This is a genomic window from Candidatus Omnitrophota bacterium, assembly GCA_028717245.1.
Lineage (GTDB): Bacteria > Omnitrophota > Gorgyraeia > Gygaellales > Profunditerraquicolaceae > JAGUYA01.
The window spans coordinates 1-25,714 of record JAQUOD010000012.1; the positions used below are offsets into that span (position 1 = coordinate 1).

26 protein-coding genes and 1 tRNA gene are annotated in these 25,714 nt (G+C 43.9%); 5 read left to right on the top strand and 22 right to left on the bottom strand.

Translation table 11 applies throughout. The annotated features are described in order from the left end of the window. Window positions 1–163 precede the first annotated feature (163 nt). Window positions 164–829 (top strand): hypothetical protein, encoded by a 666-nt coding sequence (locus PHV44_06840; GenBank protein ID MDD5592978.1) that lies wholly within the window; start codon window positions 164–166, stop codon window positions 827–829. Window positions 830–839: 10 nt separating this feature from the next. Continuing rightward, window positions 840–922: transfer RNA gene (locus tag PHV44_06845), tRNA-Leu, on the top strand. 91 nt (window positions 923–1,013) lie between these two features. Here the strand turns inward: PHV44_06845 and PHV44_06850 are convergent. From PHV44_06850 to pyrE, 4 genes are all read right to left on the bottom strand, one after another. After that, window positions 1,014–2,033 (bottom strand): family 1 glycosylhydrolase, encoded by a 1,020-nt coding sequence (locus PHV44_06850; protein MDD5592979.1) that lies wholly within the window; start codon window positions 2,031–2,033, stop codon window positions 1,014–1,016. 76 nt (window positions 2,034–2,109) lie between these two features. Continuing rightward, the gene (locus tag PHV44_06855) at window positions 2,110–3,444 is read right to left on the bottom strand and encodes a Maf and M48 domain-containing protein (GenBank protein MDD5592980.1); all 1,335 of its coding nucleotides are present in this window, start codon (window positions 3,442–3,444) and stop codon (window positions 2,110–2,112) included. 50 nt (window positions 3,445–3,494) lie between these two features. Beyond that, a complete protein-coding gene (locus PHV44_06860; protein ID MDD5592981.1) occupies window positions 3,495–4,745 on the bottom strand; it encodes an NAD(P)/FAD-dependent oxidoreductase in 1,251 nt (416 codons plus the stop codon). Then, window positions 4,746–5,306, bottom strand: coding sequence for an orotate phosphoribosyltransferase (pyrE, locus tag PHV44_06865; GenBank protein MDD5592982.1), 561 nt, complete (start codon window positions 5,304–5,306; stop codon window positions 4,746–4,748). A gap of 163 nt (window positions 5,307–5,469) precedes the next feature. On the opposite strand from pyrE, the gene PHV44_06870 reads away from it, so the two are divergent. The 3 genes from PHV44_06870 to PHV44_06880 are packed head-to-tail and all read left to right on the top strand — an operon-like array spanning window position 5,470 to window position 8,385. Beyond that, window positions 5,470–6,198, top strand: a complete 729-nt coding sequence (locus PHV44_06870) for a ComF family protein (GenBank protein ID MDD5592983.1) — start codon at window positions 5,470–5,472, stop codon at window positions 6,196–6,198. Window position 6,199: 1 nt separating this feature from the next. After that, complete coding sequence (locus PHV44_06875) at window positions 6,200–7,297, top strand: LptF/LptG family permease (GenBank protein MDD5592984.1); 1,098 nt, start codon at window positions 6,200–6,202, stop codon at window positions 7,295–7,297. Next, window positions 7,285–8,385, top strand: coding sequence for an LptF/LptG family permease (locus tag PHV44_06880; protein ID MDD5592985.1), 1,101 nt, complete (start codon window positions 7,285–7,287; stop codon window positions 8,383–8,385). Before PHV44_06875 ends, PHV44_06880 begins: the two co-directional genes overlap by 13 nt. Here PHV44_06880 and alr read toward each other — a convergent pair. From alr to radA, 18 genes are all read right to left on the bottom strand, one after another. Beyond that, complete coding sequence (alr, locus tag PHV44_06885) at window positions 8,382–9,488, bottom strand: alanine racemase (protein MDD5592986.1); 1,107 nt, start codon at window positions 9,486–9,488, stop codon at window positions 8,382–8,384. The two genes, PHV44_06880 and alr, sit on opposite strands and share 4 nt — an antisense overlap. 2 nt (window positions 9,489–9,490) lie before the next feature. Next, a complete protein-coding gene (tsaB, locus tag PHV44_06890; protein MDD5592987.1) occupies window positions 9,491–10,171 on the bottom strand; it encodes a tRNA (adenosine(37)-N6)-threonylcarbamoyltransferase complex dimerization subunit type 1 TsaB in 681 nt (226 codons plus the stop codon). Then, the gene (tsaE, locus tag PHV44_06895; GenBank protein ID MDD5592988.1) at window positions 10,152–10,622 is read right to left on the bottom strand and encodes a tRNA (adenosine(37)-N6)-threonylcarbamoyltransferase complex ATPase subunit type 1 TsaE; all 471 of its coding nucleotides are present in this window, start codon (window positions 10,620–10,622) and stop codon (window positions 10,152–10,154) included. The genes tsaB and tsaE overlap by 20 nt, the downstream gene beginning before the upstream one ends. Before the next feature lie 87 nt (window positions 10,623–10,709). Beyond that, entirely contained in the window at window positions 10,710–11,609 is a 900-nt protein-coding gene (thiL, locus tag PHV44_06900; GenBank protein ID MDD5592989.1) for a thiamine-phosphate kinase, read from the bottom strand. A gap of 97 nt (window positions 11,610–11,706) precedes the next feature. Continuing rightward, a complete protein-coding gene (gene mtnA, locus PHV44_06905) occupies window positions 11,707–12,762 on the bottom strand; it encodes an S-methyl-5-thioribose-1-phosphate isomerase (GenBank protein ID MDD5592990.1) in 1,056 nt (351 codons plus the stop codon). Window positions 12,763–12,820: 58 nt separating this feature from the next. Further along, complete coding sequence (locus PHV44_06910; GenBank protein MDD5592991.1) at window positions 12,821–13,429, bottom strand: tetratricopeptide repeat protein; 609 nt, start codon at window positions 13,427–13,429, stop codon at window positions 12,821–12,823. Between the two features lie 213 nt (window positions 13,430–13,642). Then, window positions 13,643–14,761, bottom strand: coding sequence for a DUF362 domain-containing protein (locus PHV44_06915; protein ID MDD5592992.1), 1,119 nt, complete (start codon window positions 14,759–14,761; stop codon window positions 13,643–13,645). Continuing rightward, the gene (locus tag PHV44_06920) at window positions 14,758–15,540 is read right to left on the bottom strand and encodes a TatD family hydrolase (protein ID MDD5592993.1); all 783 of its coding nucleotides are present in this window, start codon (window positions 15,538–15,540) and stop codon (window positions 14,758–14,760) included. Before PHV44_06920 ends, PHV44_06915 begins: the two co-directional genes overlap by 4 nt. Before the next feature lie 12 nt (window positions 15,541–15,552). Beyond that, the gene (gene metG / locus PHV44_06925; GenBank protein MDD5592994.1) at window positions 15,553–17,067 is read right to left on the bottom strand and encodes a methionine--tRNA ligase; all 1,515 of its coding nucleotides are present in this window, start codon (window positions 17,065–17,067) and stop codon (window positions 15,553–15,555) included. An 8-nt stretch (window positions 17,068–17,075) separates the two neighbouring features. Continuing rightward, a complete protein-coding gene (locus PHV44_06930) occupies window positions 17,076–17,858 on the bottom strand; it encodes a stage 0 sporulation family protein (GenBank protein MDD5592995.1) in 783 nt (260 codons plus the stop codon). Window positions 17,859–17,867: 9 nt separating this feature from the next. Next, the gene (gene holB, locus PHV44_06935; GenBank protein ID MDD5592996.1) at window positions 17,868–18,803 is read right to left on the bottom strand and encodes a DNA polymerase III subunit delta'; all 936 of its coding nucleotides are present in this window, start codon (window positions 18,801–18,803) and stop codon (window positions 17,868–17,870) included. 31 nt (window positions 18,804–18,834) lie between these two features. Beyond that, window positions 18,835–19,449: a dTMP kinase gene (tmk, locus tag PHV44_06940; protein ID MDD5592997.1), complete on the bottom strand. Its 615-nt coding sequence runs from the start codon at window positions 19,447–19,449 to the stop codon at window positions 18,835–18,837. A gap of 226 nt (window positions 19,450–19,675) precedes the next feature. Then, complete coding sequence (gene cysS / locus PHV44_06945) at window positions 19,676–21,109, bottom strand: cysteine--tRNA ligase (GenBank protein MDD5592998.1); 1,434 nt, start codon at window positions 21,107–21,109, stop codon at window positions 19,676–19,678. Window positions 21,110–21,225: 116 nt separating this feature from the next. Further along, a complete protein-coding gene (cysE, locus tag PHV44_06950) occupies window positions 21,226–21,921 on the bottom strand; it encodes a serine O-acetyltransferase (protein MDD5592999.1) in 696 nt (231 codons plus the stop codon). After that, entirely contained in the window at window positions 21,921–22,409 is a 489-nt protein-coding gene (ispF, locus tag PHV44_06955; GenBank protein MDD5593000.1) for a 2-C-methyl-D-erythritol 2,4-cyclodiphosphate synthase, read from the bottom strand. The genes cysE and ispF overlap by 1 nt, the downstream gene beginning before the upstream one ends. A gap of 58 nt (window positions 22,410–22,467) precedes the next feature. After that, on the bottom strand, window positions 22,468–23,172 hold the full coding sequence (gene ispD, locus PHV44_06960) for a 2-C-methyl-D-erythritol 4-phosphate cytidylyltransferase (GenBank protein MDD5593001.1): 705 nt from the start codon (window positions 23,170–23,172) through the stop codon (window positions 22,468–22,470). A 7-nt stretch (window positions 23,173–23,179) separates the two neighbouring features. Then, window positions 23,180–24,163 (bottom strand): PIN domain nuclease, encoded by a 984-nt coding sequence (locus PHV44_06965; GenBank protein ID MDD5593002.1) that lies wholly within the window; start codon window positions 24,161–24,163, stop codon window positions 23,180–23,182. A 46-nt stretch (window positions 24,164–24,209) separates the two neighbouring features. Continuing rightward, complete coding sequence (radA, locus tag PHV44_06970) at window positions 24,210–25,655, bottom strand: DNA repair protein RadA (protein ID MDD5593003.1); 1,446 nt, start codon at window positions 25,653–25,655, stop codon at window positions 24,210–24,212. Between the last annotated feature and the right edge of the window lie 59 nt (window positions 25,656–25,714).

Sequence of the window (25,714 nt, forward strand, 5' to 3'; positions counted from 1 at the left end):
GGCGTATCCTCCTTTGCTGGCTCCTCAAGAGCCGGTTAGGTTAATAATTTGCGTTATCAACCTAAGAGGATATGCCTTTTTTATTTGTATGGCAATATCAAAAGTGCGAAAGATATTTTACTTTATGTATTTGACAGAATTATATGGGTAGGATATACTTGGAGTGATTAATTCCGCGGAGGTGGCGGAATGGCAAACAGAGAAATTCAATAAGTCCACCATCAATATGATTTGGAATATAAATACAGCTTATGCTATTGGGCTTATAACAACAGATGGAAACCTCTCCAAAGACGGTAGACATATAACATTTGTCTCAAAAGATCTTTCTTTAGTAAGGTTATTTAGAAGCTGTTTGGGCTTAAAAAATAAGATTTCCTATAAAAATAGTGGTTTTTCAAGAAACGGAAAATATTATTTTGTCCAATTTGGAAATGTAGCTTTTTATAGAAATCTAGTTAAAATCGGTATTACGCCACACAAGAGTAAAAGTATCGAGAAATTAAATATCCGAAAGGAATTTTTTCCTGACTTTCTAAGAGGCCACCTTGATGGCGATGGAACGATACGGACTTACAATGATTCAAAATTCAAGAATTGCCGAAGGCTTTATTTAAGTTTCATATCGGCGAGCAAACGACATATACTCTGGTTACAACGGGAAATTTATAGGCTTTATTCAATTAAAGGAAAGGTTAGACCTGGCATCCGCGTCTGGACAGTTATATATGCCAAACAAGAATCAATAAAATTACTTAAAAGTCTTTATTATAAAAACGGCTTACCTTTCTTAACAAGGAAATATAATTTAATAAGACGTTACCTGTAATAATAAATCTGCGGAAGTGGTGGAATGGCAGACACGCAGCGTTCAGAGCGCTGTGGGGGAAACTCCATGAGGGTTCAACTCCCTCCTTCCGCACTAAATTGTACGGTTGACCCCAGCGATTTTATAAGTTTAAGTAATTAAAAAGGTTGGAACCCTGTTGCTTTAGGGTTGATTTTTTGCCTAATTATTTCTTTAATTTAGAAGCACGCCAATTCTCAACACACCTCTTATAAGAAAAGAACGCGGGTTTCTTGGAAAAATCCCATCGGACTAATCCGAAATAATCGGTGCCGTTGTTCCAGTGGCCTTTGCAGTCGCGGAAAAAAGCCCAAAAAACTTTCTCTATCGCTTCCTGCTTGATTAATTTGCTAAAAACTTCTCTTGCCCACTCCGCCTGCTGTTCTTCCGAAGGGTTCCCGCCTATCCACCAATTCTTTGTCTCAATTCCCAACATCATCCCCGGGCAGCCAATCTCGGTAACCCAGATTTTTTTAGCGGTATCGCCGTTTCTCCGCATTATCTTATAGGCCAATTTCGGATAAGCCAAAACTCTTTTTATCGCTACGGCATCTAACGGTGACTCAAAAATATGGATATTCAGGATATCAAAGCAATCCTTCGCGCCATTATCATAAAGTTGATTGACGCTGGCAATGCCGTTAGCTAATCCGCCGTTTAAGATTTTGCAATCGGGGTCAATCTTTTTTGCCGCAGCATAAACGCCTTTTAATAACGCACAATAACTTTTAAGGCCGTCCTGGGCTGCCCAATAGATATTGGAATCCGGCTCATTCCAAACTTCCCAGTATTTCACCTGGTCTTTATACCGCGCAATTACGGTTAAGGCGTAATCCACAAATAACTGGTTTTCGCGTGGAGGATAGTTCCACTGATTCTGGGCGTTCGCCCATGGTGCGCAGTAATCAAGGAGCCCCAAAACTTGGATGCCGTTTTCTGCCAGAAGATTAACCAGGAAATCATACTTGACGAACTGAAATTCTCCATGCCGCGGCTCAATATCCTCCCATAAAAAATCCATACGCACCCACCCGATACCTGCCTCTTTCATTAATCGCACTGCCCTGCGAATATCATCCTTTTGGGCATATTTATAATTACTCCAAGGGTAATCCCAGTGTAGAAATTCAAGAACGCCAAACGGATTTCCCGCGTTTAGTACAGAAATTGATACGTTTTCAGGCATAGACTCCTCGGCATTTACAGAAACATGCAGGCGAATAAGACACATGCCCAACAAAAACACTGAAGCAACAACCCATTTATTGACCATGTGACTTCTGTTCAATGTTTATGTAATCGTCGAAATCCATATTCTCGCCTAATTCCTGCTTGACTACGCGCACCCTGTCGGGGACGTAGGGGTGAGTCTTAAAATAATTCTTGGGCCTTAAGGGTTTTCTCCTGTTAATATCCTGTAACCTCAATAAGAAATCCACCATACCTCGGGGATTATAACCAGCCATTTTCGCGTAACGAGCCGCCAGCTGGTCGGCAAGCAATTCATCCTCCCGGGAATACCCCAGCATAATCTCGGTAAAGGCCGCATCCGCGGCATTACCTACCTGAGCCCCTTGAGGCACTGCAGCAGTCAATATTCTTAATATAGAATACCCCGTTATAGCCTGGAGTTTCTTGATGCTGTGCCTGGCGACAATGTGCCCGACTTCATGCGCCAAAACCCCTGCCAGTTCATCGTCGTTGGTTACCGCGTCAACCAACCCTTTATTTACATAAACATATCCGCCGGGTAAAGATACGGCATTAACTTCCTCATCATCCAGGACCATAAAATGGTAATCTATGTCCTTACGGTCGCAGACAGCGGCAATTTTATTGCCGATATCCTCCACTCTCTTCTGAATTAAGGGGTCAACATCCGGCTTATATTCCTCTTCTACCTGACGGGCAACGGTTTTACCGATCTGCACTTCTCTTTCAGTGCTGTAATAAAAAGACTCTTCCTGTTTGGTGGCAATATTGTATTCACTGGCGCATCCACAGAGAAAAAAAGATAATAAAAACATAATAATGCCTATTTCCTTAAACATACGATAAAGCCTCCTTAAGGGCAGGCCTACGACGTTATAAAAACATCCTTCAATGCGCCGGATAAAAAAGGCCCCCCTGCCCTGGATATCAAAACTGCCGGCCTTGTCCAGCGGCGAAACAACCCTGAAGTAATTCTTTATCTCTTTATCATTCAATTTATCCATATAAACCTTGGTCTTTTCATAAGCCAGCTTACTGATGCCTTTATCCTTATCGATAACGGCTAAGCCGGTATAAAGCCATTGCGGCCTTTGCGAAAGCCTTTTAAGCATACGCTGCGCTTCTTTTAAATTTTTCGGCTTGCCGGATATCCTGCCGTCCTGGACCACAATGGTATCCGCACCGATTATAATACCATTCCTAACTTTTCGCGCAACACCTTTAGCTTTTGCCAGGGCATTCTTTTTGACTAGCTCGGCGTAGGATGAATTCCCCGGCTTTACTCTTTCCTTTATCCGGCTTGAGACGGCCTTAAACTTCAAGCCGAATATATCCAATAGTTTCTTACGCGCCTTAGAATCAGAAGCCAAATATATCTTTCTCATTTTTAAGCTTTAAGCCTTAAGCTTTAAGCTGATGGCTGACAACTGATAGTTCAAGAAATCGATGATGCGGCGCTTTCTCCGGCAAGATAACCCGTAGAAAATGCCGCCTGCAGGTTAAAACCTCCGGTATCCGCATCCACATCTATCATCTCGCCGCAAAAATACAGCCCTTTAATCAGGCGTGATTCCATTGTGCGGGGGGTTATATCTTTTAAAGATACGCCTCCTCGCGTAACCATAGCTTCCTCTATGGGCCTTGTCCTGATAATATCCAGGCGCCAGGCCTTTAGTAAAGAAACCAGCGCCTCGCGTTCTTGTTGCGTAACCTGGCTGGCTTGTTTTTCTGGCGCGATTTTCGCTATCTCAATAAAGATATCCGCCAATCTCTTAGGCAATAAATTTTTCAGCGTATTTTTAAGGGCCCTCTTAGAATTCAGTTTGAATTCCCTTAAAATTCGCGCGCGTAACTGTTCCTTAGATAAAGCCGGCTTGAGGTCTATCTCTACGTATACAGAATTATTCTCCCGCAGCCAATCCGCAATCCTGCCGCTATAAGATAAAACTAATGGCCCGGAAATACCGGAATGCGTAAATAATAATTCACCTACCGGGGCCTGTAATTCTTTTTTCCCGTCGCTGAATCTCAAGCGGATATTCTTTAAGGCCAGGCCTTCTAATAAAGCGGGGTATTTTTGCCTTGTCTCTAGAGGCACTAGCCCCGGCCTGAATGCCACTATAGCGTGGCCTAATTTTTGCGCTATATTAAGGCCTTCTCCGGTTGAGCCGGTAAAGCTAAACGAAAGGCCGCCTGTAGCCAGAATAAGCCTATCCGCCGGGATAACTCTCCCGTCAGCAAGTAAGAGCCCTTTTATTCTGCCTTCCTGCATAATGATATCTTTCATCACAGCCCGATAAATAACTTTTACCTTATTTTTGTGTAATTCTTTTTTCAGCACTCCGACAATGCTGCCGGAGCTGTTAGTCTCCGGGAAAACGCGTAATTGCCTTTCGGTCTTTAGTTTCAGGCCGCGCTCCTCAAAGAAATGCATCAACTCCAGATTAAAGAATTTCTTGAAGGCATCCCTTAAGAATTGTCCGTTCTTGGAGAACCTTTCTAAAAAAGAATCTAAATCGCAGGCGTTGGTAAGATTACAGCGGCCCTTGCCGCTTAAAAGAAGTTTTTTACCTAAGATGGGATTTTTTTCTACGAGGGTTACATCCTGGCCTAACTGGCCCGCCCGGATGGCGGCCATCATTCCTGCGGGGCCGGCGCCAACTACGACTATCTTTTTTGCATCCACTTACTTGGTTATTTCTAAACGGGAAAATATCGCCTTTAACTTAATGCCTGCTTTAGCCAAATTCTCTTTTGCGCCTTCTCCCCTGTCTACGATGACTATTGCCTGCCTGGCATTAATACCCATCTTATCTAAGGCATCTTTCGCTTCGATTAAAGAGCCTCCGGTAGTAGCGACGTCATCTACTAAAATTACTTTACTGCTTTTTTTTAGCTTCGGGCCTTCAATCTGGCGCTGTGTCCCGTGAGTTTTCGCTGCTTTCCTGACGATAAATGTCTTTAAGGGTATTTTTTTAAGATGGCTTAAGGCAGCAACTGCTCCTACAATGGGGTCTGCGCCTAAGGTAGGCCCGCCGACAGCGTCTATATCTTTATTTTTTATTAATTCTAGAATAATACCCGCGACTAAATATGCCCCTTCCGGGGTCAGGGTGATGATGCGGCCATCGAGATAATAATTACTTATCTTACCCGAAGACAAAACAAACCTCCCCTTCTTCAGCGCCTCTCTCTTTAGCAGCGCCAACAATCTTCTTTTTAACTCTTTTATTTTTACCTTCGCCATAGTGTAATTATTTTACTATCCTAAGCTTAGCCTGTCAATTGTATTGTTTCTATTTATATGTATTAATCAGGGACAGTCCCCTAAGCACAATACACCAAGAACTATATCTCGGGGACAGTCCCTTCATATAAATTTTGACAAATTCGGATTTAGTTGTTATGATATGGGCATGTGGCGCGATTTTTTCCATGCCCTAGCAGACATCATCTACCCTAAGGCATGCCTGGCCTGCAAAAAACCGCTCAAAGACAAAGCCAGCACGGATAATTTAGTCTGCGCAGGGTGTTGGGCAAAGATCAAAAAGAACACGCCTCCCTTCTGTTACCGCTGCGGCAGGCACCTGGAGAAACCCGTAAGGAATATCTGCCCGGGATGCACTAGAAAGCAACTGCATTTTGACCGCGCCTTCTCCCCTTGCGCGTATGAAGGCATAATCAAAGAACTGATTCACGCCTTTAAATACCTGGGCAAAGACTATCTGGGCCATACCTTAGGCGGGTTAATGGTAGAATTTATAAAAGATTACAACGTACCCGTGCAGTTATTAGACCTGATTATACCTATACCTTTACACGAAGCCCGCATGCGCGAAAGGGAATTTAATCAGGCGCAGATTTTAAGCAGCCATATCGCCGGGATATTTAATAAAAAGGTATCCTCCGATGCCCTCAAGCGCATACGCCATACCAAGACACAAACCGATTTAGAAAATGACCAGCGCCTCTTAAATGTCAAGGGCAGTTTCGTAGTAACCAAAAACGAGGAAATAAAGAATAAAAATATATTGCTGGTTGACGATGTTCTGACTACCGGCGCAACCTCATCGGAAGCAGCCTCTGCCTTAAAGAATGCGGGGGCCAATATCGTCTTTGTCTTAACCCTGGCTAATTAAAATGAAAATACTGCATAGCTATCTCCTAAAAGAATTTATCGGGCCGCTCTTTATGGCCCTCGGCGTCCTCACCTTCGTGATGATCCTGGGCAATCTCATTAAAATAGCGGACCTGGTCATCAACAAAGGCGTGGATTTATACAGCGTATTGAAACTCTTACTTCTAATGATACCGTATCTATTGACCTACACCCTGCCGATTTCAGCGCTCACTGCCGTGCTCTTATCTTTAGGCAGGCTCTCCAGCGACAACGAAATTACCACCATCAGGGCAAGCGGCATACACCTCTTTAGCCTGATAGCGCCGCTTTTGACCGTCGGTTTAATCTTAAGCCTCATCCTGGTTGTCTTTAATGACCGGGTCATACCTTACGCGCATTTTGCCTCGAGAAAAACCATCATGCAGATAGGGATAAAGAACCCCGCCGCTGCCTTAGAGCCGGGGATATTCATTAATTCTTTCGAGAAATATATCTTATTTATCTACCGTATAGACCAGAACAAGCTCACTAACGTGCGTATTTATGAACCTCAAGGCCCGGATAAACCCGCGCGCACCATCGTGGCCAAAAGAGGCGAATTTATCGTGATGCCGGAAAAAAATATGGTCAAGCTCAAGCTCATGGACGGCACCTCCGATGAGCCTGACCCGGAAAATTCCGCTAATTTCTATAAGCTCAACTTCAAGACTTATTTTATGACTTTAAACTTAAGCCAAATGCAGAATAAGGATAAAATCGAGAAGAAACCCAAAGACATGACTATAGAGGAACTGAGGAATGAAATCAGAAAACTAAAAAGAGAAGGCATTGACCCGGCGCCCTTAATCAGCGAAATCAACGAAAAAATATCCCTGGCCTTCTCCTGTTTTATCCTGATGCTCTTTGGGATGCCGCTAGCCATCATTACCCGCCGGCGCGAAAAATCAATCAACTTCGGTATCGCCTTTCTTATCGTAGGCATATATTATCTGATGCTCTTAGGCTCCGAGGCGCTGGGCCTGCAGGGCCACATCAACCCTAAATTCGCCATGTGGATACCTAATATCATCCTGGGCACTATTGGCGCGGTTTCAACCTATCGGCTATGCGCATCCTAGACCGCTATATATTAAAATCGGTATTATCCCTCTTCTTTCAATGCCTCTTCACTTTTCTTTTTCTCTATGTCATCATCGATATATTCTCTCACTTAGATGAAATACTGAAACAACAGGTAAATATAAGCATTTTAGGCCAGTATTACCTGGCATATTTACCTATCATTTTTGTCCAGGTCTCGCCCATCGCCTGCCTCTTAAGCACGTTATATACCTTCGGCACCCTAAACCGCAATAACGAAATGATTGCCATGCGTTCGGCTGGCCTGAGTATCCCCCAGATCATCAAGACAGCGCTTATATTCGGGCTTATCGTCAGCGCCTGCGTCTTCTGGGTCAACGATAAATTTGTTCCTGCCTCTATGTCCCTTACGGAAAGGATTAAGAAAGAGATGGAATCCGGGACGAGAAAAGCAAAAGAAAAAGAACACGAGGTCATCACTAATCTTTCCATGTACGGCTTAAAAAACAGGCTCTTCTTTGTGAATAAATTTTCCCTGGCCGCCAATACCATGGAAGGCATCATCATCTTAGAGCACGACGAAAAACAGAATATTACCAAAAAAATAGTGGCAAATAAAGGGGCCTATAAGGACGGCCTGTGGAGGTTTTACCAAAGCATTACTTATAATTTTGACGAAAACGTGCAGATAAAAGAAGAGCCGCAATATATGGAAGAAGAAATAATGAATATACCCGAGACGCCGCATGATTTTCTAAACCAAATGCTGCAGCCGGATTATATGACTATTTCCCAGCTGGATAACTATATGCGCCGGCTATCAACAAGCGGGGCTACTACCGTAATCAGAAACCTCAAGGTTGACCTGTATCAGCGGTTTACCTTTCCGCTGACAAGTATCATGATTATGCTTCTGGGGATACCTTTTTCGGTGATGATGAAAAAGCGCGCTACGGGGCTTTCTTCGGTAGGATTATCTCTGATACTGGGGTTTTTATATTATGTGTTAAATGCCATAAGCATTGCCTTGGGTAAATCCGGGGCGCTTACGCCGATTCTGGCGGTATCTTTAAGCCATATCCTGGCTTTCTTAACTGCGTTCTACCTCATCCACAAGCTGCCTTAAACATATACCCGCGGGACACGGCTGCCTAAACCACAAACAATTTCATAGGGGATGGTTCCGGCAAGGCCGGCTAATTCTTCTGCCATAATCCTGTTCTTACCCTGAGAACCGATAAATACAGCTTCATCGCCTACCTTAACCGGCGCATCAGCCACATCCACCATAATCTGATCCATACAAATCCTCCCGCATACCTTAAAACGCCTGCCCCGGATCAAGACAGGGGCGATATTGGATAAATTACGCGGATAGCCGTCGCCGTAACCGATAGGCAAAGTAATGATAGTTGCGGCCTTCCTGGTAATATAGTCGTGGCCATAACTTACGCCGTAGCCCGCCGGAAGCCTTTTGGCAAAGATAACTTTAGTTTTTAAACTGAGGACCGGCTTTAAATTTACTTTTAATTTTTTTACGGGACGCAGCCCATAAATTACCAAGCCGGGCCTAACCATATTAAAATGGCTCTTCTTATAACTAATCAGGCCCATACTGTTTGCGGCGTGCGCTAAAGGAATATGTATGCCTTCTTTATTGAGCTTGTTTATCAGGCGGTTAAATAGGTCTATCTGATACAAGGTGAATTCCCGGTTCATATCCGCAAAAGCAAGATGGGTAAATATCCCCTCGATATTAATGAATTCCAGTTTGTGGATATTTTTTACCAGCGTATGCGCATCCTGGTGCAAAACACCGATCCTGCCCATGCCCGTATCCACCTTGATGTGCACATTTACCGGCTCACCGTAAGCTTTAGCCCTATTATTTAGCGCGCGCGCCAATTCTTCATCGCAGAGAGTGGGGGTGAGTTTATATTTAAATATGGGCTGGATGTCTTTCTTGAGTATCAGGCCTAAGATTAAGACGGGTAAATTTACCCCTGCCTGCCTCAATTTTATCCCCTCGTCGATAGAAGCGACTCCCAGGTAATCCGCGCCGCAGTAAGAGAGTCTCTTGCTTACCGGGACTAAACCATGGCCATAAGCATCTGCCTTCACGCAAACCATGACTTTCACTTTGCGTGCCAGCATTTTTTTTACCTGATTGAAATTATAAGCCAGGTTACCTAAATTGACCTCAGCCCATGTCGGCCGGTAGTAGCGCATATTTAGTCTTTCTGTTTTCTAATCTGGCATTCTTTAGGATAGAGATAAACAGGTTCGATTTTAGAAGGAATAGTGAATTGTTTCTGTTTAATCTTTTCTAAAGCCAATTCCATGATATTATGTGCTTTAGGATACCAGCAATCCCTATCCAGGATATTCACCCCTTTTATGCGCGTCAATATCTTGTCCCTGTATAAGCCGGCTGCATCCCCAAATATTATAGCATCGGCTCTGGCCTTTTTTAGAAAATCTTCTACTGCAAGGAGCATATAAGGTCTTATGCGCTTAAGCTTGCCGTTTTTATTCAGGTAAACGCTGGTATAAACCAGGCCTCTCTTGGCATCGATAACCGGGATTATCTGCACAGCGGTTTCGTGCGCATTTTTGGCTAATATATCTAAGGTAGATATGCCGATGATGGGTTTATGCAAGGCAAAACTCATCCCTTTGATGGTTGCTAATCCTATGCGCACGCCCGTAAAGGAACCCGGGCCTAAGCCGCAGGCAAGATAGTCGATATCGCAGGCACGCCAACCTAACATATCCAGCGCCCTTTTAATGGTTATGCCAAGCAGCGCAGAAAGTTTTGTGCCTGCCTCTAAATTATATTCGTATATTTTGGTATTATCAGAGAGCCCCAGGGATAAAAACTTAGTCGTAGTATCAATGCCTAAAATCTTCATGAATTTTCCTCAATAATTCTTTATAACGTGCGCCTTTGGCGCGGAATTCAAGCAGGCGGTGCGGATCCCTGCGGATAGATAATTCTATTTTCAGAAATTCTCCAGGCAGCAGATATTTTAATCTGTCCGCCCACTCGATCACTGCAATCCCATCATCATAAAGATATTCTTCATAGCCTAAACCGAGAATGGATGAAGCGTAATCCAGCCGGTAAAGGTCAAAATGGTACAGCGTAAATTTACCTTGATCATACTGACGGATGAGGACAAAAGTGGGGCTGATCACCTTATCCTTTTTGATACCCATGCCCTCGGCTATGCCCTTAACCAGGACTGTCTTACCTGAACCGAGCTCGCCGAATAAACAAATTATATCGCCAGGCCTTAAATTTCTGGCCATGATCCTGCCTATCTGTATGGTTTCTCTGACTGAATGTGAGATTATTTTCATCTCATTAGGGGGACGGTTCTCAACTCAATCGGAGAAGTGCCCCCATAAGGGGACACTTCTTGCTTTGGCTTAAGAACCGTCCCTAAATTAAAAGTGCCGAAAACCTCCCGGCTTAACCATCTTTGCCCTGCCTCTTCTATCTATTAATCTGAAGCCGTATTTTTTATCTGTAATCTCTCCGATAGGCCTGAAATTAGCCGGGCCTTTTAAGATAAGCTTCCTGGCCTCATTACGCGTAAGTGTAAAAAGTAATTCAAAATCCTCTCCCATATAAAGCGCATCCTGAAGGCCGCGCGACTCTTTACTCAAAGGAATTAAATCCTCATAAATTACTGCCCCGGACTTACTCTCTTCCAAGATATGCCCAAGGTCCTGGATTAAACCATCAGATATGTCAATCATGGAGTTAAGGTTAAAATTTTTTACCAGGAACCTCGCTTCTTTTATCCGCGGTGTGAATTTAAGGTGTTTGCCTAAAATAGAACCTCCCAGTTTCCCGCTGACGAATATGATATCCCCGGGCTTAGCGCCGCTTCTTAAAACCAGATTCTTCTTTTCTACCAGGCCCAGCATACTTACATCAATGGTTAAATGTCTCATCCGGCTCATATCTCCGCCTACAAGATTGAGCTTATATTGCTTAGCCAGGCCCAGCATACCTTTGATAATTTTATCCACAAATTCAACGCGAGTTTTTTTAGGCAGGCCTAAGGAAACCAGGCAATAACGCGGCAGGCCGGCGCAGGCAGCGATATCGCTGATAGACACGGCAATTGCTTTTCTGCCGATAAGATATGGGTCCTCCTGAGAGGTAAAATCTACCCCCTCAACAATCATGTCGCAGGTAAAAAGCTGGTAGTGGTTCTTATCGAATTTTAAGACCGCGCAATCATCCCCTAAACCCTTGATGACTGTATTGTCAGTCTTGATCAATCGCTTGATCCTGTTGATTAAACCGAACTCACCTATTTCACCTATTTTTGGCATTTTTGGCACCTGGTGCGAATCCAATCGGGCACCTGGTGCGAAATTGAGATTGTACCTGTCCCGGCGGTCCATTTCGTCATTAGTCATCGGTTATTCTTCATTTATTCTTTAAGTTACCAATTATTTTTTTAATATTCCGGGCATAGGGCGGCCTGATAATGCCTTTATCCGTAATAATAGCAGTGATTAATCCGTGCGGGGTCACGTCAAAGGCAGGATTAAATACCTTTATGCCGCTTGCGGCAATAGGCCTTTTAAAAAATAACTCCGTCACTTCCCTGGCGTTACGTTCTTCAATAGGAATATCTTTTCCGTTTTTTATCTTCAGGTCAAAAGTCGACCGGGGTGCGGCGATATAGAAGGGAATTTTATGGTAATGGCTTAGGACCGCTAAACTATAGGTGCCGATTTTATTGGCAGTATCGCCGTTAGCTGCGATTCTATCTGCGCCTGCGATGACTTTATCTATCTTTCCCTGCCGCATTAACGCCGCCGCCATATTGTCGCAGATAAGCGTGACATCAATGCCTTTCTTCTTTAATTCCCATGTCGTCAGGCGCGCGCCCTGTAACAAAGGACGGGTTTCGCAGGCATAGACTTTTAAATGCTTACCCTCTTCTTTCGCTTTATAAATCACGCCTAATGCCGTGCCGTAATCAATAGTAGCCAGGATTCCTGCGTTGCAGACCGTCAATATCGTATCTTTATTCCGGATTAATTTTGCGCCATATCGGCCTATACTGCGGCAGGTTTCTCTATCCTCCTGCATGATCTTTTGCGTTTCCTTAAAGAGCAGCTTTTTTATCGCAGGTATACTCTGGTTTCGGTTCTTCACCGCAACACTGTATATCCTTTCTATGCCCCAGAAAAGATTCCTGGCTGTAGGCCGACAAGAAGCGATGTATTTAGCTACCTTATCTAATTCTTTGCTTAATTCACGAAAATTCTTTGCCTTTGAATTTTTAATCCCCAGGTATACGCCCAATGCCCCGGCTAAACCCAACGCGGGTGCTCCGCGCACTTTCAGTTCTTTTATTGCCTGCCAGAGAACCCTGGGGTCTTTGATGTATAAATACCGCAATTCTAAAGGCAACCTGGTCTGGTCGATGATTTTGACGCTGTTATTCTTCCATTCTATCGTCTTGATTTCCATGGCGTCCTTCCTTATTTTCTTAAGGGACAGTCCCCTTGGTTTACTTCGAACTAGCTTTCTACGGGGACAGTCCCTTATTCTCTAATGATTTAATACGCTTATTTATCTGTCTCCTTATACCCACACAGCATCCCGGCTTTAATAACTGTAATACTTTTTTGTAGGCAGCCAGGGCGCCCTGATAATCGCCGAGGCTAAAAAGTGCGTCTGCCAGATTATCATAAGTCACTGCCCTCTTCGGCTCTAAGCCCAAGGCCTTTTTAAAATATTCTATGGCTTCGCTGTGCCTGCCGATATTATTCAGCAGCCAGCCCTTATTATGATAAATAGTCGCATAATCCGGTTCTACCCCTATCCCTTTATCAAAATAATAGAATGCCTCATCAATTATACCCAGATCTACCATACACAACGCCCGGTCATTATAAGCAGCTCCGTCGTTAGGATTATATTTTATGGCGGCGTCAAAATATTCAATGGCAGTAGTAAAGTTTTTCTTCAGAATCTCCAGCTGCCCCTTAAAATAAGCAATCTCGCCTCTTGCGTCTTTTTCCTCTGCCTGCCTTAAGCCTTCGCGGGCGAACTTCAGCGCATCCCTGTGCGTACCATAAGTAATCGCTTCGTCCAATTTAATTCTCAACTCACATAAACTATTCTTATTGGCCATATAATAGTGGTATTGAATAAAGAATATTCTTAGGGATGGCTTGGCTTGCTTTCACACAGCATGTAGTTTGTGCGAGCGGCCAAGGTTCACCCTCTACCAGAAAAGTCAGTGAGAGCGAGCACAAACTCCAAGCGAGATTTTCCTCGGTGGGGAAAATCGAGCGGTGCTGTGGGAAAGTAAGACAAGACAGCCCATTACAAATATTACACATTATCATAATCCGATCAACTTGGCCAATAAGCTCTTCTTCACTTTTATAGCTGAATGAGGACACGCCTCCTGGCAGCAAAAACAGGAGATACAGCCGCGATAATCGATAACAATACGGTTATTCTTCATACTAATCACTTTTTGGGGACAGGCCTTAACGCAGGCAGCGCAGAGAATACAGTTAACCCGTTTTACATAAGGATAATACTTAATCAGTTTTCTGGCTATCTCCAGAATAGGCTGCGGTATATTCTTTTTAAACGAGGTCGAAGGTAAAATAAACGGCTCAGGCATAACCTCATTTAATTTTTCTCCCAGGATAGAGATAGATTTTATATCCGCAACGCCCAAACCCCTTGCTGCCGCTTCTTTAGTAGTTAATACGTCAAAAGGCTTAACCCCCATAATTAAAGCCATAATGGCATCAAGGGCAATACAATCGCTTCCGGCAAAGAGTAAACCCAGATGGCGTAACTTCCCGCCTGTAGCAGGGCCATCCCCTTCCATGGCAGTAATCCCATCCACTAATGTCAGGCCGGGTTTTACCTCCTGATAAATATCTACCAGTATCCTTGCAAAATCAGGGGGATGAAAATAATTCTTATGCAGCTCTGTCTTATAGGTACCGGGAACCAAGCCAAAAAGATTTTTTATCGCTGCGGTCATCAGCGTAAAATCGTGCGTCTTAAATTTCGGCAGGTTTACCACGTAATCGCATTCATCCAGCCACGCCGTCAGAGGAAACTTCTCGCGCCAGCGCCGCTTATCGAACTTTACTAATTCAACGCCTTCTTCTTCGCAAAGATCCCGCATCCCCGAGCGCCGGTAAACCTCATCCACGTTTTCAATCTGGTTACCCCAGACGCTGGGCCCATCGCCCAGATAAAGCCGGCAATCAATCTCTTTTAAGATTTTCACCACTGCGCGCACAACCTCCGGATGCGTATTTACCCCAAAATCCGGGTCTTTGGCCATTAAGAGATTGGGCTTAACTAACACCTTACTTTCAGGTTTAATAAACTTCGTTATCCCGCCGAATAAATCTATTGCCCTGCGGACTGCTGCAGAAACTAAGGAAGGTTGATAATCACTGCATTTTACTATGGCGACTTGCGCATTCATGGTAAACGGAAGAAATCTTTTGCGTTAAGGGTAGTAACCCTGGCTACTTCTGCGACGCTGGTTTCCTTAAGATGCGCGATCTCGCCTGCAAGAAGCTTCACTTGAGCAGGGTCGTTTCTCATGCCGCGTAATCCCTCCGGAGGCAAAAACGGCGCATCAGTCTCCAGCATAATTCTTTCTAAAGGTGCTAACTTTACAATGCCCCTTAAATCCTGGGCTTTCTTGTAAGTTATATTGCAGGTAAAAGAAACTAAGAAACCCAAATCCAGGGATTCCTTTAAAAAATCCCCGTCTCCGGAAAAACAATGTATCACTGCCTTAACCGGCATCGCCTCTTTTAAAACCTTTAAGGTATCTGCCTGGGCCTGGCGGGTATGTATGACTAAAGGGAGGCCCGAATCTTTGGCTAGGTTAACTAAATATACGAATAATGCCTTTTGGTTTTCTGCCTGCGAATAATTTTTGCCTGCCTGTCCGGCAGGCAGGTAATAATCCAGGCCTGTCTCGCCGATTGCCGAAACCTTATCTTTTTTGACCAACGCCTCTAAGCGCACCTTTAGTTTATCGTTAAATTTATCTGCCTCGTGCGGATGTATGCCTACCGTAGCGTAGATAAAGTCATAACGCCCGGCTAATTCTAACGCCTTCTCAGAACCCTCAAGGCTTGAGCCTATATTGACGATATAACCTATACCCTCATTTTTCGCCCGGCTAATAACTTCTTCTCTGTCTTGATCGAACTCGGGAAAATCAAGGTGGCAGTGGGTATCAATTAACATAGGTCATTGGTGTTAGGCCTTAGGTATTGTGTTATCTATGCGGGGGAATAAGGGTTTACCTTTATGAATTTTATCTGTACCTATCTGCTCTTTGATGACTACTGCTGTCTGCGGCATAAAAGGATAAATTCGGCCGGTAACTTCTCTAATCACATCTACTAATAAACGTATAAAGGCTTTAAGTTCCTCCGCTTTGTTTTCCTTAGCCAGGTTCCAAGGCTTTGTTTCTTCAACATACTTATTGGCCATATTGATTAAATCCCACGGATAATCAAGAGCCAGGCTAAAATTAGGAGTCTCCATCGCCGCATCCATTTCTTTTGCTACGGTTTTTATCTTTTCAGCTATCTGGCGCCCATTTTTATCGAGTCCTCCCTTATCAGGAATAGCGCCCTGATAATATTTTTCTACCATCGTAAGCGTGCGATATAAAAGATTACCCAGATCATTGGCTAAGTCGCTATTAAACCTTTTAATGACTGCCTCTTCGGAAAAATTACCGTCTGAGCCAAAGGGGACATCGCGCAATAAAAAATACCTGTACACATCTATCCCGAATTTATTTACCATATCTATGGGATTGACTGCGTTCCCGCGCGACTTGGACATCTTATCTTCTCCGATGAGCCACCAGCCGTGGGCGAATACCGTCATACCCCTGGGGAGTTCTATGCCTAAAGCGCGCAATATTATCGGCCAATAGACCGCGTGTTGCCTTAAAATATCCTTGCCGATTAAATGCACTACACGCACATCAGCCTGCCACCATGGCGATGTATAGGCGCCTTTTTTATCAAAGCTGCCCACTGCGCTGATATAATTAATCAAAGCATCAAACCAGACATAAGTAACATGCCCCGGGCTGAAGGGTAAAGGTATGCCCCAGTTTAATCGTTCTTTTGGCCGGGAGATACACAAGTCAGTCAATTTATTCAATGCCAGGAAGCTTAAGACTTCATTGCGCCTCATTTCCGGTTGAATAAAATCAGGGTTCTTTTTGATATAATCAATGAGCCAGTCCTGATACTGCGATAACTTAAAGAAATAATTCGTTTCTGTAATCTTCTCCACCTGCCTTTTGCAGTCAGGGCAGGCCTGATTTTGAATCTGTGTTTCGGTCCAGAAAGTCTCGCAGGGCGTGCAATACCAGCCTTCATATTTTGCCTCATAAATCTGTTCTTTCCGATACAGTATCTCTAAAACTTTCTGCACGAAAGCAATATGCCTGTCTTCGGTAGTACGTATAAAATCGTTATAAGAGATGTTTAATTTCTTCCAGAGATCCTTAAATTGCACTACCACTTTATTCACAAACTCCTCAGGGCTTAATTTGGCTTCATCAGCTGCCTTCTGTATTTTTTGTCCGTGTTCGTCGGTGCCGGTTAAAAACCAAACATTCTCATCGCCTAATCTTTGGCGCATGTAACGGGCGAGGGTATCTGCGGCAATATTAGTATAAGAATGCCCTATATGAGGCGAGGCATTCACATAATAGATAGGAGTAGTGATGTAGAATTTTTGAGCCATTCTTTAGCTTATTTATAACTCACTTCTGTCTGAGTGCCGTTTTCCAATTCCACGGTGGCAGTGCGTTTGAATACGTTTACGCTTATAACCCTGGCCTTACCGTCTTTTGTGTGGATATGTTCGCCTTCCCGGGGAAGGCCTTTAGAGAGGATCTTATATGTCTCATATTCAAAATAAAGGCAGCACATCAACCTGCCGCATAGGCCCGATATCTTCGGAGGATTCAAAGGCAGGCCTTCCTCTTTAGCCATTTTTATGGTCACAGGCTCAAAATCTTTTAAGAACCTCTTACAGCAGAGTTCCCTGCCGCAGTGGCCATAGCCGCCAAAAAGCCTGGCTTCATCCCTGACGCCTATCTGCCTTAATTCTATCCTGGCCTTAAAAATCTTGGCCAGGTCCTTGACCAGATTCCTGAAATCCACCCTGCCGGAAGCAGTAAAATAAAATATGATCTTGGTACGGTCAAAGGAATATTCCGCGCGCACCAGCTTCATATCCAGCTTATGCTCTTCTATCTTCTTAAGGCAGTTATTGAATGCCTCGCGGGATCTAGCCCTGTTCTCCTCTATTTGTTTTATATCAGCTTCGGTGGCCAGACGGATTATTTTCTTAACGGGTTCCTTGGATTTATCATCTACTAACGCATCCTCGGGAGAGACAACCTGCCCATAGTCCATACCCCGGTCATGCTCGACGATAACATAGTTGCCTAATTTTACATCCAGGTTTAAGGCATTGTAGAAATAGGTTTGGCCTGAGTCCCTTAACCTTACCAGAATATTATTCTCCATCGTCTCCTTTTATATTGCGCCCTTTAAGGACCAGCGTAGATTCGAGAGCAATAACTTGCTATTGATATTCTGTTCCAGATACAATAGCGAATCGCAGATACAATTTAATATTTCCTCTAAGTCAAACGCGGTATAACTGCTCATGCACTTTAGCAATTCATCCTTGCGGTCTAGATTGATAAGTTCATTTTGGGATATGCCTACTTTGGCAAAATATATATCCCGAAACCAACCGGCCAATATATTCAAATAATCGCGTATACTATTACGGTTATCGGCAGGCAGGCTGCCTGGGCTCGGCCTTTTACCCAGGACGAATCCGTCGATGACCATATTTTTTTCTCTTAAGATATCCGTATCCTTTAATTTTAAGGCCCGGCCAAACCTGCCTTCGCAAAAATAAGCCAAAAAATGCGCCAGGTTATTATCTAAACGGAAATCTTCTTTTAATGCCTCCTCCAGTTGCAGCCTGGGCATAGGATAAAACCTCAATATCTTACAGCGGGAGATTATGGTCTTGAATAATAATGCCGGCTTTGAACTGATCAAGATGATTAAGCTATTTCCGGGCGGCTCTTCCAGTATCTTTAAAAGGGCATTAGCTGCTTCAGCCGTAAGGTTATGGGCATCATTCAGGATAAAAACTTTTTTCTCGCCGATATATGGCCTTAAGGAGATTTCTTTCTGTATCTGGCGGATATCTTCTATCTTTATGGAATCGGAATCCTCGGCATCCAGGCAATGCACGTCAGGATGCTGGCCTTTTTCTATTTTCAGGCAGGAACTGCAGCTGCCGCAGGGATTAAGGCCGTGATTTTCGCAGTTTAATTCCTGAGCCAGGGTTTTAGCGATGAGCTTTTTGCCTAAACCCTCTTCACCCATAAACAGATAACTGCCCGTAAGGCGGCCCTGCCTTATGTATGCCTGCAATATCTGTATGGGCATCTCCTGCCCCTTTATATCGCTAAATACCATATCAGGTTAAAAATTTATCTACTAATTCCCTTATTTCTGATTGCGTATTATTTTTGTCCTTTTTGACCTTGACGATTTTTATTCTTTTGGGCTCTGAATGCGCCAGTTGCAAGTACCCCCTCCTAACCCGCGCATGATATAGCAGGGGCCTTCTTTCAATACGGTCCTTGGAGAATTCGCGGTGCTTCAGGCCCTGTTTAACCCCTAAGTCCATGAATATAGTCAAATCCGGCTTTATACCGGAGGTAGCAAATTCTCCGACGCATTTAATCAGCTTAATATCTATACCTAAACCATAACCCTGATAAGCAAGAGTAGAATCTAAGAATCTATCGCAGATAACTATTTTGCCTTCCTTTAAAGCCGGCGCAATAATTTCATTAACTACCTGAGCGCGCGCTGCCATATAAAGAAGCATCTCGGCCATCGGCGTCATGGAATCATTTTTATGGTCTAATAAAATTTTTCTTATCTTCTCGCTTACTTTTGTGCCGCCGGGCTCGCGTAGATAAACTATCCTAAAACCCTTTCTCTTTAAATACTGAGAGAGCAGTTTTGACTGTGTACTCTTGCCGCTTCCTTCCGAACCTTCAAAGGTGATAAATTTACCTTTCATAATCTCCTGCCTATTTAGCGGGTCCTCTTGTTATTTTAGTGCTTTGCTTCCGCGTGCTGAAAATCTTTGCCGTGCACTTCGGTTTACGTCTCGCTGTCGCTCGAGCCTTACCCGGGTAAGAGTAAGGTTACTCGGCTTTCGCTCGACGTAATTCCTTGTGCACTTCTGCCAAAGATTTTCTAATGCACGCTCCAGCAAAACACTAAAATTTATTCTAGCTACTCACTTATAACTTCCTACGCCAGATAGTCTTACCGTCTTTGGTATCTTCTAAAATAATACCTTCTTTTTCAAGATCCTGCCTAATCTGATCAGCTTCTTTGAACTTCTTTTGTTTTTTTAACTCTGTTCGTCTATTAATTTTTGTTCCAATTTCTTCCGTAATAGAAAAGGTATCTTCATCAAGAGATAATCCTAAAATACTCCCAAGTTCTTTAATAGTTTGACTCGCATACCTTAACGGTTGTAAGTATTCCTGCGTATAATTAATTTTCTTATTACAGAATCTAACTATCTCAAATAAAACTGCTACCACATTCGGTGTATTAAAATCATCGTCCATCGATGGCTCAAAACGATTACGATACCATCCGATTTCTTTACAAAGCTCTTCCGGATTAACAACGGCTTTATCAGTATAGTCTTTTCTCTCCTCCGCTTCTTTAACTCTTCTCGAAAAATCTCTTAGGGTTTCTAAAGCACTTTTCTTTTCTTCCATTCTATCCCATGTAAAATCTATAGGCTGTGAGTAATGAGTTTGTAAGAAGAACAGTTTAAGCACGTCAGAGTTATACTTGGCCAAAAGATCTTTTACAGTTACGAAATTCCCCAGAGACTTAGCCATTTTTTGGCTATTGATCGTTAAAAGCCCGTGGTGTATCCAATACTTGGCGAATTCTTTGCCTGCGCCTTCGGATTGCGCTATTTCGTTCTCATGATGAGGGAATATAAGGTCTATTCCCCCGCCATGTATATCGAATTTATCTCCGAGAATATCCGAACTCATTACCGAACACTCAATATGCCATCCGGGCCTTCCTTTTCCCCAGGGGCTATCCCAGCTAGGCTCACCTTCTTTGGCTGCTTTCCATAAAGCAAAATCAAGCGGATCATTTTTGTTTTCTCCAGGCGTAACCCTTGCGCCAACTTCCATTTTATCAATTGATTGGTTAGATAGTTTTCCGTATTCTTTAGCTTTTTTAATATCAAAATATACATCCCCACCTGAAGGATAAGCAACGCCTCTATCTATAAGATTTTCTATAAACTCTATCATTTTACCGATATATTCGCTCGCCTTCGGCTCAATGATATCAGGACCACTCGCGGTTATCCCTAAACTATCCAGGGCCTCATGGTACATAGCGAGATATTTATCTGCTACTTTTTTACAGGCACTATTTAAATCTTCTCCTTTGAATTCGTTTCTGGCTTTATCGATAATTTTGTCGTCAACATCAGTCACATTCCTTACGAATGTTACTTTATATTTTTTATATATAAGATACCGCCTGATTACGTCGAATATGTAGGCGCTGCGCGCATGCCCTATATGCGGCTCATCATAAACCGTAGGCCCGCACACATACATTTTCACTTGGGGCGGATTAATAGGCTCAAAAACCTCTTTCTCGCGGCTTAGAGAATTGTATATTTTAATTGTATTCTCCATTACTTAGGTATGAATTTTAGCGGGTGGCTTGGGTGTTTTCGAGACGCGGTGTGCGGCGAGAAAATACCCAAGACAGGACCCGCTAAAATTATATAATGAAAGGGTTAATTTTTGTTTCTATCTTCCAACTTCTCTATACGTTTCTCTAGCTCTTCCATCTGCTGCATAATAGGGTCAAGCACGTGGATGTGATCTAAGCTGATATCGATTTTTTTGCCGTCCTGCTTGGTAACCCTGCCGGGAACCCCCACTACCGTAGAATTAGGCGGCACGTCTTTAATCACCACCGCATTTGCCCCGATATAGGAATTATCTCCGACGGTAATGTTACCTAATACCTTCGCTCCCGTACCGATAACCACATTATTACCGATAGTCGGATGGCGTTTGCCTTTTTCCAGGCCCGTTCCGCCCAAGGTTACGCCCTGATATAAAAGTACATTATCCCCGATAATAGCCGTCTCGCCGATTACCACGCCCATGCCGTGGTCAATAAAGAATCCTTTGCCGATCTGAGCGCCAGGGTGTATTTCAATGCCGGTGAAGTGACGGGAGAGCTGGCTGATCAGACGGGCAATCAGAAAGAAACGCATTTTATATAAAAAATGCGCGATGCGATGGCTGATTAAAGCGTGCAGGCCCTGATAGAGCAAAAGCACCTCCAGAAAGCTCTTTGCCGCAGGGTCTTTGGCCTGCGCTGCGCGAATCTCTCTATAGAAAAATATGGAAATAAGGATAATCTTTAGGATAATTAACGCGAAAACAGCGGTTAATATCTTCCATAATAGCGTGCAAACCATTATTGGACCTCCTTGGGCCTTACCATAACTACGGCGTAGACGGCAATAGCTTCCTTCCTGCCGATATCGCCTAGCCCCTCGTTAGTTTTGGCCTTTACGTTGACTTTGTCTTCTCCGATATCTAAAATCTTGGCTATCGATTCTTCTATCTGTTTTTTAAAAGGCGAGAGCATGGGTTCCTGCGCAATTACTACCGTATCTATATTGCTTATGAGGTAATTTTTCTTTTTTATTAAAGTATCTACTGCCTTTAATAATTCTCTGCTGGCAATACCCTGGTATTTTGGGTCAGTATCGGGAAAATGCTGCCCGATATCTTCTTCACCTGTAGCCCCTAACAATGCATCGCATATCGCATGCAAAAGCACATCCCCGTCAGAATGCCCCAACAGGCCGCGGATATAGGGGATCTCTATCCCGCCGAGAAATAGTTTACGGCCTTCGACCAAACGATGGATATCGTAACCTATACCTATTCTACATGACATAGTCTTCGGCTGTAAGTTATAAGCGATAAGCTGTAAGCAAAAGCTTATAGCTTAAGGCTTAAAGCTTATGGCTTTTTAAAATTGCTTCAGCTAATACCAAATCTTCAGGCGTGGTTATCTTGATATTAAAATATGAACCCTCTACCACTCTTACCTGCCTGCCCAGCTTCTCTACTAGAGAGGCATCATCAGTAACATCAGTGTTGCCGAATTTTTTATACGCCTTTAGTATCAGGCCCTTTTTAAAAACCTGCGGCGTCTGTACCTCCCAAAGATTATCTCTATCCAATGTCTTCTTCACTAAAAATCCGCACCTGACACCTGACACCTGACACTTGACACTTTTAATAGTAGCTTTCACCGGCACGCCCACAATCGCAGCGCCATACCTTGCTGCTGTTTTTATCAACGAAGAGATGGTTTTTTTATCAATAAAAGGCCGGGCGCTGTCATGAACCATAACTAGGCTGCACTCTTTATCTATTGCCCGAAGGCCATTCGCCACGGATACCCGGCGTAGCCGCCCTCCCAAAACTATATCTTTTATCTTACCTATGCGGTAGCGCCTTATCTGGCGGGAGATATCTTTTAAATTCCTGCGGTTGGCTACTACGATAATATCCCCGATCGCCGGATGCTTACTTAATGTATCTAAACAGTAAATTATAAGCGGACGGGAATTAACTTTAATAAGCGGTTTGGAGAGCTTTGTCTTTAACCTTAAACCCTTTCCCGCGGCAAGGACTATTGCAGTAATATACATTATAACTTCACTTATGCTCTAGCCTGGTAAAAATCATTCTGCCGGCTTGGGTCTGGAGGACAGATGTCACTACTACTTTGACATCCTGGCCGAGAAGCTTACGCGCATCCTCCACCACCACCATCGTGCCGTCGTCTAAATACCCTACTGCCTGGTTGTGCTCTTTGCCTTCTTTGAGCAGCTTAATCTGCATCTGCTCACCCGGGAACACTACCGGCTTAAGGGTATTGGCTAATTCATTTATATTTAATACCTTGATACCCTGGAGGCTGGCCACGCGGTTTAAGTTAAAATCCACGGTTAATATCTTGGCTTCCAGTATTTGGGCTAATTTGACGAGCTTGGCATCTACTTCTTTAATATCCGGAAGCTCTTCCTCATGTATGGTGATATCCTGGCCCATTTCTTTTTGCAGCGTATGCAGGATCTCTAAGCCCCTTCTTCCCCTCTGGCGTTTAATGGGATCGGTAGAATCCGCGATCTGCTGTAATTCCTTTAAAATAAAACTGGGGATAACAATCTTATTTTCCAGAAATTTTGTCTTACATATATCTACTATACGGCCGTCGATGATTACGCTGGTATCAAGCAGGGTCAGTTCTTCTACCTGGTTCTGGCGCTTTAATCTGACGTAAGGTATAATGATATTGAATTCATCTTTTCCGCGTAGGCCAATAACCATGCCTAAATAGCAAAAGAGCAGCGTGATGGTGACTTTTATCACCGAGAAACTTCCGGCAGGAAGCGCAGCAAGGGTTAGGGCATCAGTCACTAGTTTAGTCATAATCAGGCCCAGGATAAGGCCGAATACCGCGCTAGAGAGCCCCCTCATAGATACGCGGCGCATCCCCATTTCCAGAAGTATGATAACAAGGCTTGCCAGGATACCTATAAGTATGCCTACAAACCCCAAGCCCTTTGGTTCCAGCGCCTGATAACTGATAAGCACGCTGGCAATTACAAAAAGAAAACGCAATGCCAATAAAGACATCTTCCTTCCTCCTTAGCACCACCAACACACTGAATAATTTTTAAAATTAAGCCTTAACTCTTATCTCTGCTGATTTTAATTTTTTTTCAGTAGTGCCGGCAGCTGCAATATCCAATGCCTCACTTAATGTAGCAACAGGTATTAACTCTATGCTGCCTTTTTTATCCCGCTGCATCATCTTAGTTTCGCCAGCGGGATCCAGATTTTTATAGTTATTCCTGGGTAATAGGCAGCGTTTAAATCCTAATTTTTCTGCCTCATTTATGCGCAGGATAACCTGAGAGATACTTCTGATCTCTCCGGCAAGGCCTATCTCACCTAAGAATATCGTATCCGCAAGGACGATCTGCCCGCGAAAGGCCGAGGCTATGGCTACGGCGACACCTAAGTCTGCTGCCGGGTCTTCTATCTTGATCCCTCCGGCAACATTGACGAATATATCCTCTGCCTCTAAGGCCAGGCCTATCCTTTTCTCCAGGACCGCAACTAAAAGGCTTAAGCGGTTGTAATCAAAACCCTGGGCGCGCCGGCGGGCATAACCAAAACTGGATTTGCTCACCAGGGACTGAATTTCTACTAGAAGCGGGCGGCTGCCTTCTAATATAGAAACAACTACCGAGCCGGAAACATCACGCGGCCTCTCCGATAAGAATATCTCCGACGGATTCCTGACTTCTTTCAAGCCGGCAGAGCACATCTCAAATACCCCGATTTCATTGGTAGAGCCGAACCTGTTTTTCACGGCGCGTAAAATCCTGTAGACGGAGAATCTGTCTCCCTCAAAATAAAGCACTGTATCCACGATGTGCTCTAAGACCCTTGGCCCGGCGAGGGTCCCTTCTTTGGTCACGTGGCCGATAATAAAAATAGAGGTGCCGGTAGTCTTAGCTAACTGCGTGAGTATGCCCGCACATTCCCTGACCTGGCTGACACTGCCCGGGGAAGAGCTGATCACAGGGTCAAAAATCACCTGTATGGAATCGATAAAGACTATATCAGGATTAATCTTCTTAATGTATTCTACAATCAAAGATAAGTCTGTCTGGTTGACTATATAGAGGTTGCCTTCCTTAACTGCGCCCAGGCGTTTGGCCCTTAATTTTGTCTGAGGCACGGATTCTTCGCCGCTCACATAAAGCACAGTGTGCCCTCCTCCGGTCAGCTGGTTAGATACCTGCAAGGATATCGTGGATTTCCCGATACCGGGGTCTCCGCCGATTAATACCACGCAGCCCTCGACTATCCCACCGCCTAATACCCTGTCCAATTCTGCGATACCGGTCTTAAGCCTGCTCTCTTCCCTGACTTCCACGTCCTTGAGCAACACCGGCTCATCTTTATAGAGCGCTACCCTCTGTTTTGTTTTCGAGGAAGGCGCGGCATAATCCTCTTCCACAAAAGAATTCCAGCTATTACAATCAGGGCATCTGCCCAGCCACTTGGGAGACTGATAGCCGCAATTCTGGCAGCTGAATACTGTCTTTGTCTTCATAGTTCAAAACTTCTAATATCTTGTGTAACGTTAAATGTGTAACGTGTAATGTTGGCGTA

Excerpts from the sequence above, each read along its gene's own strand:
- PHV44_06850 (MDD5592979.1), bottom strand. The coding sequence starts at position 2,033 with ATGCCTGAAAACGTATCAATTTCTGTACTAAACGCGGGAAATCCGTTT.
- PHV44_06855 (MDD5592980.1), bottom strand. The coding sequence starts at position 3,444 with ATGAGAAAGATATATTTGGCTTCTGATTCTAAGGCGCGTAAGAAACTA.
- pyrE (MDD5592982.1), bottom strand. The coding sequence starts at position 5,306 with ATGGCGAAGGTAAAAATAAAAGAGTTAAAAAGAAGATTGTTGGCGCTG.
- PHV44_06870 (MDD5592983.1), top strand. The coding sequence starts at position 5,470 with ATGGGCATGTGGCGCGATTTTTTCCATGCCCTAGCAGACATCATCTAC.
- PHV44_06875 (MDD5592984.1), top strand. The coding sequence starts at position 6,200 with ATGAAAATACTGCATAGCTATCTCCTAAAAGAATTTATCGGGCCGCTC.
- PHV44_06880 (MDD5592985.1), top strand. The coding sequence starts at position 7,285 with ATGCGCATCCTAGACCGCTATATATTAAAATCGGTATTATCCCTCTTC.
- alr (MDD5592986.1), bottom strand. The coding sequence starts at position 9,488 with ATGCGCTACTACCGGCCGACATGGGCTGAGGTCAATTTAGGTAACCTG.
- tsaB (MDD5592987.1), bottom strand. The coding sequence starts at position 10,171 with ATGAAGATTTTAGGCATTGATACTACGACTAAGTTTTTATCCCTGGGG.
- tsaE (MDD5592988.1), bottom strand. The coding sequence starts at position 10,622 with ATGAAAATAATCTCACATTCAGTCAGAGAAACCATACAGATAGGCAGG.
- thiL (MDD5592989.1), bottom strand. The coding sequence starts at position 11,609 with ATGCCAAAAATAGGTGAAATAGGTGAGTTCGGTTTAATCAACAGGATC.
- mtnA (MDD5592990.1), bottom strand. The coding sequence starts at position 12,762 with ATGGAAATCAAGACGATAGAATGGAAGAATAACAGCGTCAAAATCATC.
- PHV44_06910 (MDD5592991.1), bottom strand. The coding sequence starts at position 13,429 with ATGGCCAATAAGAATAGTTTATGTGAGTTGAGAATTAAATTGGACGAA.
- PHV44_06915 (MDD5592992.1), bottom strand. The coding sequence starts at position 14,761 with ATGAATGCGCAAGTCGCCATAGTAAAATGCAGTGATTATCAACCTTCC.
- PHV44_06920 (MDD5592993.1), bottom strand. The coding sequence starts at position 15,540 with ATGTTAATTGATACCCACTGCCACCTTGATTTTCCCGAGTTCGATCAA.
- metG (MDD5592994.1), bottom strand. The coding sequence starts at position 17,067 with ATGGCTCAAAAATTCTACATCACTACTCCTATCTATTATGTGAATGCC.
- PHV44_06930 (MDD5592995.1), bottom strand. The coding sequence starts at position 17,858 with ATGGAGAATAATATTCTGGTAAGGTTAAGGGACTCAGGCCAAACCTAT.
- holB (MDD5592996.1), bottom strand. The coding sequence starts at position 18,803 with ATGCCCATACAGATATTGCAGGCATACATAAGGCAGGGCCGCCTTACG.
- tmk (MDD5592997.1), bottom strand. The coding sequence starts at position 19,449 with ATGAAAGGTAAATTTATCACCTTTGAAGGTTCGGAAGGAAGCGGCAAG.
- cysE (MDD5592999.1), bottom strand. The coding sequence starts at position 21,921 with ATGGTTTGCACGCTATTATGGAAGATATTAACCGCTGTTTTCGCGTTA.
- ispF (MDD5593000.1), bottom strand. The coding sequence starts at position 22,409 with ATGTCATGTAGAATAGGTATAGGTTACGATATCCATCGTTTGGTCGAA.
- ispD (MDD5593001.1), bottom strand. The coding sequence starts at position 23,172 with ATGTATATTACTGCAATAGTCCTTGCCGCGGGAAAGGGTTTAAGGTTA.
- PHV44_06965 (MDD5593002.1), bottom strand. The coding sequence starts at position 24,163 with ATGTCTTTATTGGCATTGCGTTTTCTTTTTGTAATTGCCAGCGTGCTT.
- radA (MDD5593003.1), bottom strand. The coding sequence starts at position 25,655 with ATGAAGACAAAGACAGTATTCAGCTGCCAGAATTGCGGCTATCAGTCT.